The sequence below is a fragment of the Micromonospora sp. DT4 genome (assembly GCF_049841675.1).
Taxonomy (GTDB): domain Bacteria; phylum Actinomycetota; class Actinomycetes; order Mycobacteriales; family Micromonosporaceae; genus Micromonospora.
Window position 1 is genome coordinate 1 of sequence record NZ_JBNCKT010000169.1, and the last position, 8,064, is coordinate 8,064.

An 8,064-nucleotide genomic window follows, 5' to 3' on the forward strand; every position below is an offset into this window, starting at 1 on the left:
ATCGACCCACCGTATGAGCGCATAACCACAGGTCAGACCGATTCGGCCGCCCATCTACTCACGCTGAACAGCTACTGCGCACCAACCAACCCGAACGGCGTCTTGGCGCCGTCGAGCCAGCCCTCGCCAGCGAGCATCGGCAGCCTGCCTGGCGGCCACACCGCCGAGGAGGTCCGCGACGTCCTCGTGGACCTCGTCGCCACGCTGCCGGCCCACCTGCGCGGGTCGCTGACCTGGAACCAAGGCGCGGAAATGGCTTCACACAAGCAATTCACCGTCGCCACCGGCGTGCCCGTCTATTTCTGCGACCCACACCCGCCCTGGCAGCGCGGATCGAACGACAACACCAACGGCCTGCTACGCCAGTACTTCCCCAAGGGCACCGACCTGTCCGCCTACGGACCCGAGGACCTCAAGCACGTTGCCCAACAACTCAACAGCCGACCACGCAAAACGCTCGGCTGGGACAACCCAGCCGAGCGTCTGCGTGATCTACTGACAGCCACCTAAACCATCAGGTGTTGCGAGGACCCCGAGAATCCACCCAGCGCTGAGGGACCCTCTCTGCATGGTGAGCTTCGATTAGGCCAACGGGCCGATCTGCTTGGCCAGATCGACGAACGACCGCCACGACTGCGGGTTGAAGTGGAGGGTGCCACCCTCACGATCCTTGGTGTCGCGTACGAACACGACACCGGGCAGGTTGTCGGCCACCTCTACACACGACCCGCCGTTGGAGCCGGAACGAGTCGATTTGTGCCACCTGGCACCGGTCATGTCCATCTCTTCGCCGCTTCCTTGATCAATTCGAGTGACTGCCTTCGAGAGAGGGCTTCGCCTCTGACTGCCTCCCACGTCCTTTGGAGGCTAGCAAGGTCATCGGCCCCGTTGACTACCTGTGCTCGCACCTGGTGATCAAGGTGGGCGACCACTGCACCGTCGGGCAGCGTTGCCAGGATGAATCCGCCCTGCAATCCAGGGTAGACCCCGGCGTCCTCAGTCACCACGAGTATTTGCACGTTCGGCAGCTCGGCCATCTTCACCAGGTGTGCGATCTGTTCAGCCATGATCCCGGGGCTGCCGCTTATGGGCCGACGCAGGACCATGACGTCGACAACGGCCACGAACTGAGCTGGCCGCTCTTTGGTGAGGATCGCCTGACGCCCGAGCCGTGAGGAGACTCGCAGCTCGATCTCCTCGGCCGTCAGCACGTTGCTCGGCAAGGTCGCCCGGGCGTACACCTCAGTCTGGAGCAGGCCGGGCACGAAGGCGGGCTCATACCATCTGATCAGGGTGGCCTCTTGCTCGCACTGGATCCACTCACTCAGCCACTCAGGGTCGGCCTTGGACAGCTCGCGCAACATGCGGGCGACGCGGCCGCCCCTCTTCTCGTCGCACAACGGATCGTGTGCACGGTCTACGGCCATGGCGTAGTCGATTGTGGGTGGCCGGCTGCCGGTCTCGACGGAGCTCACGTGCGACGCCGAATAGCCGATAGTCCTGCCGAATTCCTCCTGGCTAAGGCTCAGCGCGGCTCGAAGGAAGCGAAGCTCTCCGACGACGTAATCCATCACGCTGCCCATGGCTCCTCATCTCGGCTCAATTCATTCGGCGTGTCACTCACAGTCACTCGAGGGTGCTCACTGTCCGTATCTGCCAAGCTCGGTGGGCGTGAGCACGTATCGAAGATAGACCCGTCCTATCCAGACTGTGAAGTGCGCGATGCCGGGTTGCTTTCCCCGAGACAGCCCGGCGTCGTGCCCCGAGGATTCGGGGTCCGGGTCGTGGCGGGGGATGCGATTCGCGGCCCGGACTCCGTGCAGCAGGCAGGAGGTGCCCGTTGGACGACGACGATGCCGACCTGGCCCGACCAAGGCACAGGCCGCACCGATCGAAGCGCTTCCGCCTGGGTGCACGGCGGTGCGCGTGCCCCTCCTGCCGCACCGCCCGCAAGCGCGAGCGGGCGAGCGGCGCCCCCGATCAGCCGATCGCCCGCTACGGGCCATCACTCGTCGGCGGCTTCGTACCGCCGTTCAATCCGAACTGGAACGCACCTACCGAGATCAATTGGACACTGGCCGCCGAACTGGTAACCCAAAGGCAGGAGACGACAGATGAGCACGCTCAGCAGTCAGGCGCAGCCACCCCTGGCCGGTCCGAAGCCCCGCTTCCCGCAGAGCCACAACGAGCGGCAACCCCCGCACACCCCGTTGCGTCCGATGTGGCTCTGCCGAGCGGATGGCCAGGTCTGGCCCTGCGGCGAAGCACGGCTACGCCTGAAGGCCGAGTTCGAGGACAACCCGACCGGCCTGACGATCTACCTCGCCGGCATGTACTACGAGGCGACCAGGGATCTCTACCGCCTCAACCCACATGACGGCCCGAGCCCGCACGACCTGTACGCCCGGTTCGTGGGCTGGGGTCCGTACCGCAAGCCCGCCGTCGACCCCTCAGGAACGGGCGACAGTGCACAGGTTTCCGCTGCCGTCGCCCCCGGACGAGCATCGGTGGGAACGTCCCCGTTCCTCAGCGAGGATGGGTACCCGACCCGGACTCACGACTGAACGTCGAGGAGATGGGTCAGGGGTGCGGGGTGAAGCCTTGCGGAAGCTCCAGGCGGTGCTTCGCCAGCAGCGGGGCGTCGCTGAGCAACGTGCTGGTGGGTGCGTCGGCGACGATCCGGCCGCCGTCCAGGATCACCGAGCGCTCGCACAGCTCCGCCGCGTACGGCAGGTCGTGGGTGACCATCAGCAGGGTCACCGGCAGGTCGCGCAGGATCTCGGCCAACTCGCGGCGGGCCGCCGGGTCCAGGTTCGACGACGGCTCGTCCAGCACCAGGATCTCCGGGTGCATGGCCAGCACCGTCGCCACCGCCACCCGGCGGCGCTGCCCGAAGGAGAGGTGCTGCGGGGCCCGGTCCCGGTGCTCGCTCATCCCCACCGCGGCGAGCGCCTCGTCGACCCGGGCGGCCAGCTCCGCCCCGCGCAGCCCCAGGTTGGCGGGCCCGAACGCGACGTCCTCCGCCACCGTGGGAAGGAAGAGCTGGTCGTCGGGGTCCTGGAAGACGATGCCTACCCGGCGGCGTACCTCGGCCAGCGTCGCGCGGTCCGGCGTGACCGTCAGCCCGCCGACGCTGACGCTGCCCTCGGCCGGGGTGAGGATGCCGTTGAGGTGCAGCACCAGGGTCGTCTTGCCGGCGCCGTTGGGGCCGAGCAGCGCCACCCGGTCGCCGCGCGGCACCGCCAGGTCCACGCCGTGCAGGGCCACGTGCCCGTCCGGGTACGCGTACCGAAGACCACGAACGTCCAGCGAGAGGGCGGTCTGCACGACACCGATCATGTCAGCACGACGGCGGTCGCGGCGATGGAGGCCGCCACCACCGGCACGGTCGCCGCGATCAGCCACTGACCGGCGGTCGCGGCGCCGTCGCCCTGCCACACCGCGGGCATCCGCCCGGTGTAGCCCCGCGACAGCATCGCCAGGTAGACCCGCTCACCGCGTTCGAAGGCGCGCAGGAAGAGCGCACCGACGCCGGCGGCGAAGCCGCGGAGCTGCCACAGGAAGCGCGGGTCGTCGCCCCGGGAGATTCGCGCCACCCGCATCCGTCGCGCCTCGCCGACCAGCACGTCGAGGTAGCGCAGCATGAACGTGGCGATCTGGGTGAGGATCTGCGGACAGTGCAGCCGGTCCAATCCGACGATCAGGTCCCGGGTGGTGGTGGTCGCGGCCAGCAGCAGTGAGGCGAGGACCCCGAGCGTGCCCTTGGCCAGGATGTTCCACGCGCCGTGCAGGCCGTCCTCGGACAGCCGCAGACCCAGCACCTCGACCCGCTCACCCGCCCCGAGGAACGGCAGCGCGACGGCGAACAGCACGAACGGCAGCTCGATCAGCGCGCGGCTGAGCAGCCAGCGCGGCCCCACCCGGGCCAGCGCCGCCACCACCGCCACCAGCAGGGCGTACGCCCCAAAGGCCCAGAACGCCTCGCGCGGTGTGGCCACCACGGCGACCGTGAAGACCACCATCGCCACGATCTTGACCTCGGGCGGGAGCCGGTGCACCGCCGAGGCCGACTCGCGGTACAACACATGCCCGCGACCGGCGCCCATCGCGTACCCCCTGCTCAGTCGCTCGTGCCGGTGCGGCCGCCACCGGCGCCGACCGCCGCGCCCTCGGCGGACGTGCCGCCGTCGCCCTCGCTCGGCGCGGTATCCCGGCGGCGCAGCAGCCAGAAGCCACCGACGCCGATCGCGAAGGTCACCAGCACTCCGAGTACGCCGGAGAGGCCGGTCGAGAGGAAGCTGTTCTCCACGCCCCGCACGCCGTAGTTGGCGAGCGGGCTGTCCCCCAACTCGTGGTCCTTCGCCTGCTGGGCTGGGCAACTGCCACCGACGATGTTGTCGTCGACATCGACGGTGCAGCCCTTGCGCAGGGAGGAGTCCAGCCCGTCGGGGTGCGACGAGGCGTAGTTGCTCACGACGCCGGCGAGCAGCAGGGCGACAAGTAGGCCCCCGGCCAGGAAGGCCCAGGAACGGTTCTTCATCGGACACCTCCGGAGACCGGGACAGCGGGGGTGGTGGGGGTATGCAGGGAGCGCAGCGCGTACACCAGGTCGGGGCGGACCTTCGCGACGGTGAGCACGGTGGTCGCGGTGATCAGACCCTCGCCGATGCCGATCAGCACGTGGACGCCGGCCATCGTGCCGGCCAGGCCGGCCAGGTTGTTACCCAGGTCGGTGGTGCCGCCCAGCCAGTACTCCAGGACGAAGCCCTGGGACGCGACGACCACGCTGACCAGCGCCGCGACGAACGCGGTCACCGCCAGGCCGGCCCGCGTGCGGGGCAGCAGCCGCAGCAGCACCGAGATCAGCAGGTACGCGGCAGCGGTGCCGAGCAGCGCCATGTTGGTGATGTTGAGGCCGAGCATCGCCACCCCACCGTCGCCGAAGATCAGTGCCTGCACGACGAGGACCACGGCCACGCAGAGCGCGCCGACCCACGGCCCCACCAGCATCGCGGCGAGCGCGCCACCGAGCAGGTGACCGCTCACGCCCGCCGTGAAGATCGGAAAGTTGAGCATCTGGACCGCGAAGATGAACGCCGCGACCAGGCCAGCCATCGGGGCGAGCCGGTCATCCAGGTCGCGCCGACCGCGCAGGACGCAGTAGGTGAGCGCGACGAGGGCGAGCGCAGCGAAGACCGCTGCCACGGGACCGTCGATGATCCCGTTCGAGATGTGCATCGCCAGTGTTTCCACGCGACCTCCCACGCGTCAGCGGACCCGACCGGACCCGGCGGGGGTAAGCCTATTTCCTGCAACTTGTTGTTGCCAGAATCTGGCAACAACGCATGGTCTTGATCACCTTTGCCAGTGGCTTGATCGACTCGCTTTCCCTGATGTCGGGGTGTCCGCGGCTCGAGGACACCCCGACATCCCGGACGACGAGCCGGCGCGCGCCGCCGACGCCGACACCGGCACGCCCGGCGGTAGGGTCGGGGCCATGACCGCGCCCGATCGTCTCTCCCCCGGTGACCCCGCGCCCGAGTGGACCCTGCCCACCGACACCGGCGACCAACTCTCCCTGGCTGACCTGCGAGGCCGCAAGGTGGTCCTGTACGCCTACCCGGCCGCGATGACCCCCGGCTGCACCAAGCAGGCGTGCGACTTCCGCGACTCGCTCGCCTCGCTCCAGGCGGCGGGCTACGAGGTGGTCGGCATCTCCCCCGACAAGCCGGAGAAGCTGGCGAAGTTCCGCGACCGCGACGCCATCACCTTCCCGCTGGTGTCGGACGTGGACAAGGCGGTACTCACCGCCTACGGCGCGTACGGCGAGAAGCAGTCGTACGGCAGGACCGTGACCGGCGTGATCCGCTCGACCTTCGTCATCGACCCCGACAGCAAGATCGAACGGGCGCTCTACAACGTCAAGGCCACCGGGCACGTCGCCAAACTCCGCCGCGACCTCGGGCTCGACTGAGACCGTCAGACCCGAGCACTACCGTGCGTGAATGGTTCGGTACAAATGCACACCGGAGTTACTCGCTGAGGCGGCCGCCACAGCCCACAACATCACCGAGGTGATGCGGCTGCTCGGTGTCCGGGCCAGCGGCGACTTGCTCGACAACCGGCCCCGCAGCCTGCGGCTGCCATGCCCGAACTGCCACAGCCAGACCTCCACGTACGCTGGGCAACGACGGGCTGCACCCATCGCGCCCGAGGTGGTCTACGATTCTGAGGCGGTTACTCCAACGGGTTTCCGGATAGGCCGACGACTACCTCGTCGACCAGAATGGCCGTGGACGCTGGTGGAGTTCAGTTGCAAGGGGCCGTAGCCCAACGGCAGGAGGCATGCGGTTTAGGTCCGCACCAGTGCGGGTTCGAATCCCGTCGGCCCCACAACAGATCGGCTGTCGTACGCATCACGGTCGTCCGGTTCGACCCCACTCAGCGGGCAGGATGGGCGCCGTGACTCTGCGCTTCGTCCTGGATCCCGAACTGACCCCGCGGCTGCGCGCCGAGATCGTCGCCCTCTGGGTGGACGTCAGCAACGCCGGCGGCGCGGTCGGCTTCGTCCCGCCGGTCACCGCCACCGACGTCCGTACGATCGCCGACCCGACGTTCGCGGGCATCGTCGACGGGCCGGACCGGCTCCTGGTCGGGTACGACGGTGACCGACCCGTCGCGGTGCTGATCTTCTGCGACAACCGGTTCGGCCTCAAGGCGCACTGGTGTGTGCTGAAGCGGGTGATGGTCCACCCGGACACCCAGGGCACGGGCTACGGGTCGGCGCTGATGCGCGAGGCCGCCCGGCTGGGCCGCACGATGGGCCACGAGGCACTGCACGTGACGGTGCGCGACGGGCTGGGGTTGGACGGGTTCTACCGCCGCCTCGGGTACCGGGAGATCGGCCGCCTGCCGGGCGCGCTGCGGGTGGCACCGGGCGACGACCGCGACGAGATCCTCATGTGGCTCGACCTGACGCCGACCGACTGAGCGGTCAGCCGCCACCAGGCTGGGCCGCCGACAGAACCGGGCCGCCACCGGCCGGCCGTAACCAGGCCGGCCGTACCAAGCCGGCCGTAACCAGGCCCAGTTGCCACCAGGTCCGTCGCCACCGCGAACGGCTCAGCCGCACCAGCGCACGGTCGCCCCGGCCGGTCGGGTGGAAGGCCCGTCGCCGACCGGGGAGGCCAGCGCGCACGCCTCGGCCACCTTGGCAGGGCGGCGGACCGGCGTCGGCGTACCGCCGGGGCGGGCGGACGGGCAGACGCAAGGTCGTGGCAACGGCCGGCACCCGCCCCGGAGGCCAGCAGTCAGTAGTTGTAGTCCTGCCACGCCGTGGCGCGCCACGGGCCGCTGGCGTCCTGCCGCACCCCCACGGCGCGCAGAGGGTTGCCGTGGTTGCCGACCCGGACGGCGAACCAGAACTGCGACGCGCCCTCCTTGATCCGGAACGTCAGCGGGCCGGGCAGCGGCGGGTTGACCACCGCGCGGTAGGCGACCCGGACGAGGCCCTCAACCGGGTCGGCGATCCGGGCGAACGCCTCCCGGGACGCGCAGACAGGTGTGGAGCCGGACCGCAGTGCCAGGGTGAGCCCGAGCGCCGCGCGAGCACGGTGACGCCGGTGGTGACCAGCCAAGGCACCGGGCCGGACGAGGACGCGGGCCGGTCGTCCGGAGCACGGTCCAGGTCGAGTTCGATGTCGACGTCCTGGACACCGATCGCCGAACCGCCGCCCGGTTGGCCAGGGTGTCGCTGTTGATTCCCCAGATCACGTGCCACCAGGCGTGATCGGCTTCCCGGTCTACCGCACGATCCGGACCGCGCCCGCGCGGAATTCCGAATCGGACCGGCGTCTCATCTAATCCATGAACCTCTATCGCTCAAAGTTCTGGCTTCCACGTTGCGAAGGGAAAGGCATTGACGCTCTCGCCTGCGCTGTGGGTGTCGTGGTTTTCTGTGGTTGGTTGGTTGGTTGGTTCGTGGTGAGGGGTGTGGGTTGTGGTGGGTGTTGGGGTGGGTTGTCCGGAGTTTGGTGTGGTGTGGGTGCGGGCGGGGTTGTGGGT

General features: G+C 69.1%; 10 protein-coding genes, 1 tRNA gene and 2 pseudogenes. 5 read left to right on the forward strand and 8 right to left on the reverse strand.

All coding sequences use genetic code 11. The annotated features are described in order from the left end of the window. Positions 1-510: IS30 family transposase (locus ACLQ24_RS27485; protein ID WP_425894644.1), on the forward strand; the 510-nt coding region annotated here is incomplete at its 5' end. Between the two features lie 72 nt (positions 511-582). On the opposite strand, the gene ACLQ24_RS27490 is transcribed toward ACLQ24_RS27485, so the two are convergent. Together ACLQ24_RS27490 and ACLQ24_RS27495 are read right to left on the reverse strand one after the other, a co-directional pair. Next, positions 583-777 (reverse strand): DUF397 domain-containing protein, encoded by a 195-nt coding sequence (locus ACLQ24_RS27490; protein WP_425894645.1) that lies wholly within the window; start codon positions 775-777, stop codon positions 583-585. After that, a complete protein-coding gene (locus tag ACLQ24_RS27495) occupies positions 774-1,583 on the reverse strand; it encodes a helix-turn-helix domain-containing protein (protein ID WP_425894646.1) in 810 nt (269 codons plus the stop codon). Before ACLQ24_RS27495 ends, ACLQ24_RS27490 begins: the two co-directional genes overlap by 4 nt. Positions 1,584-2,114: 531 nt before the next feature. Between ACLQ24_RS27495 and ACLQ24_RS27500 the strand changes: the two are divergent. Continuing rightward, a pseudogene (locus tag ACLQ24_RS27500) lies at positions 2,115-2,441 on the forward strand (hypothetical protein); the annotation flags it as partial. Positions 2,442-2,580: 139 nt separating this feature from the next. Here the strand turns inward: ACLQ24_RS27500 and ACLQ24_RS27505 are convergent. From ACLQ24_RS27505 to ACLQ24_RS27520, 4 genes are read right to left on the reverse strand one after another with little or no spacing between them, the layout of a single operon-like run. Then, positions 2,581-3,339, reverse strand: coding sequence for an energy-coupling factor ABC transporter ATP-binding protein (locus ACLQ24_RS27505; protein ID WP_425894647.1), 759 nt, complete (start codon positions 3,337-3,339; stop codon positions 2,581-2,583). Then, entirely contained in the window at positions 3,336-4,106 is a 771-nt protein-coding gene (cbiQ, locus tag ACLQ24_RS27510; protein WP_425894648.1) for a cobalt ECF transporter T component CbiQ, read from the reverse strand. The genes ACLQ24_RS27505 and cbiQ overlap by 4 nt, the downstream gene beginning before the upstream one ends. 14 nt (positions 4,107-4,120) lie before the next feature. Further along, positions 4,121-4,540: a PDGLE domain-containing protein gene (locus tag ACLQ24_RS27515; RefSeq protein ID WP_425894649.1), complete on the reverse strand. Its 420-nt coding sequence runs from the start codon at positions 4,538-4,540 to the stop codon at positions 4,121-4,123. Then, a complete protein-coding gene (locus ACLQ24_RS27520; RefSeq protein WP_425894650.1) occupies positions 4,537-5,253 on the reverse strand; it encodes an energy-coupling factor ABC transporter permease in 717 nt (238 codons plus the stop codon). Before ACLQ24_RS27520 ends, ACLQ24_RS27515 begins: the two co-directional genes overlap by 4 nt. A gap of 244 nt (positions 5,254-5,497) precedes the next feature. On the opposite strand from ACLQ24_RS27520, the gene bcp reads away from it, so the two are divergent. The 3 genes from bcp (at position 5,498) to ACLQ24_RS27535 (ending at position 6,990) form a co-directional block, all read left to right on the forward strand. Then, positions 5,498-5,974: a thioredoxin-dependent thiol peroxidase gene (gene bcp / locus ACLQ24_RS27525; protein ID WP_425894653.1), complete on the forward strand. Its 477-nt coding sequence runs from the start codon at positions 5,498-5,500 to the stop codon at positions 5,972-5,974. Between the two features lie 345 nt (positions 5,975-6,319). After that, positions 6,320-6,393 (forward strand) — tRNA-Leu (locus ACLQ24_RS27530). Between the two features lie 69 nt (positions 6,394-6,462). Further along, on the forward strand, positions 6,463-6,990 hold the full coding sequence (locus tag ACLQ24_RS27535; protein ID WP_425894651.1) for a GNAT family N-acetyltransferase: 528 nt from the start codon (positions 6,463-6,465) through the stop codon (positions 6,988-6,990). Positions 6,991-7,310: 320 nt separating this feature from the next. Here the strand turns inward: ACLQ24_RS27535 and ACLQ24_RS27540 are convergent, their stop codons facing one another. Then, positions 7,311-7,637: a hypothetical protein gene (locus ACLQ24_RS27540; RefSeq protein ID WP_425894652.1), complete on the reverse strand. Its 327-nt coding sequence runs from the start codon at positions 7,635-7,637 to the stop codon at positions 7,311-7,313. 244 nt (positions 7,638-7,881) lie between these two features. After that, positions 7,882-8,064 (reverse strand): annotated as a pseudogene (locus ACLQ24_RS27545) (hypothetical protein); the annotation flags it as partial.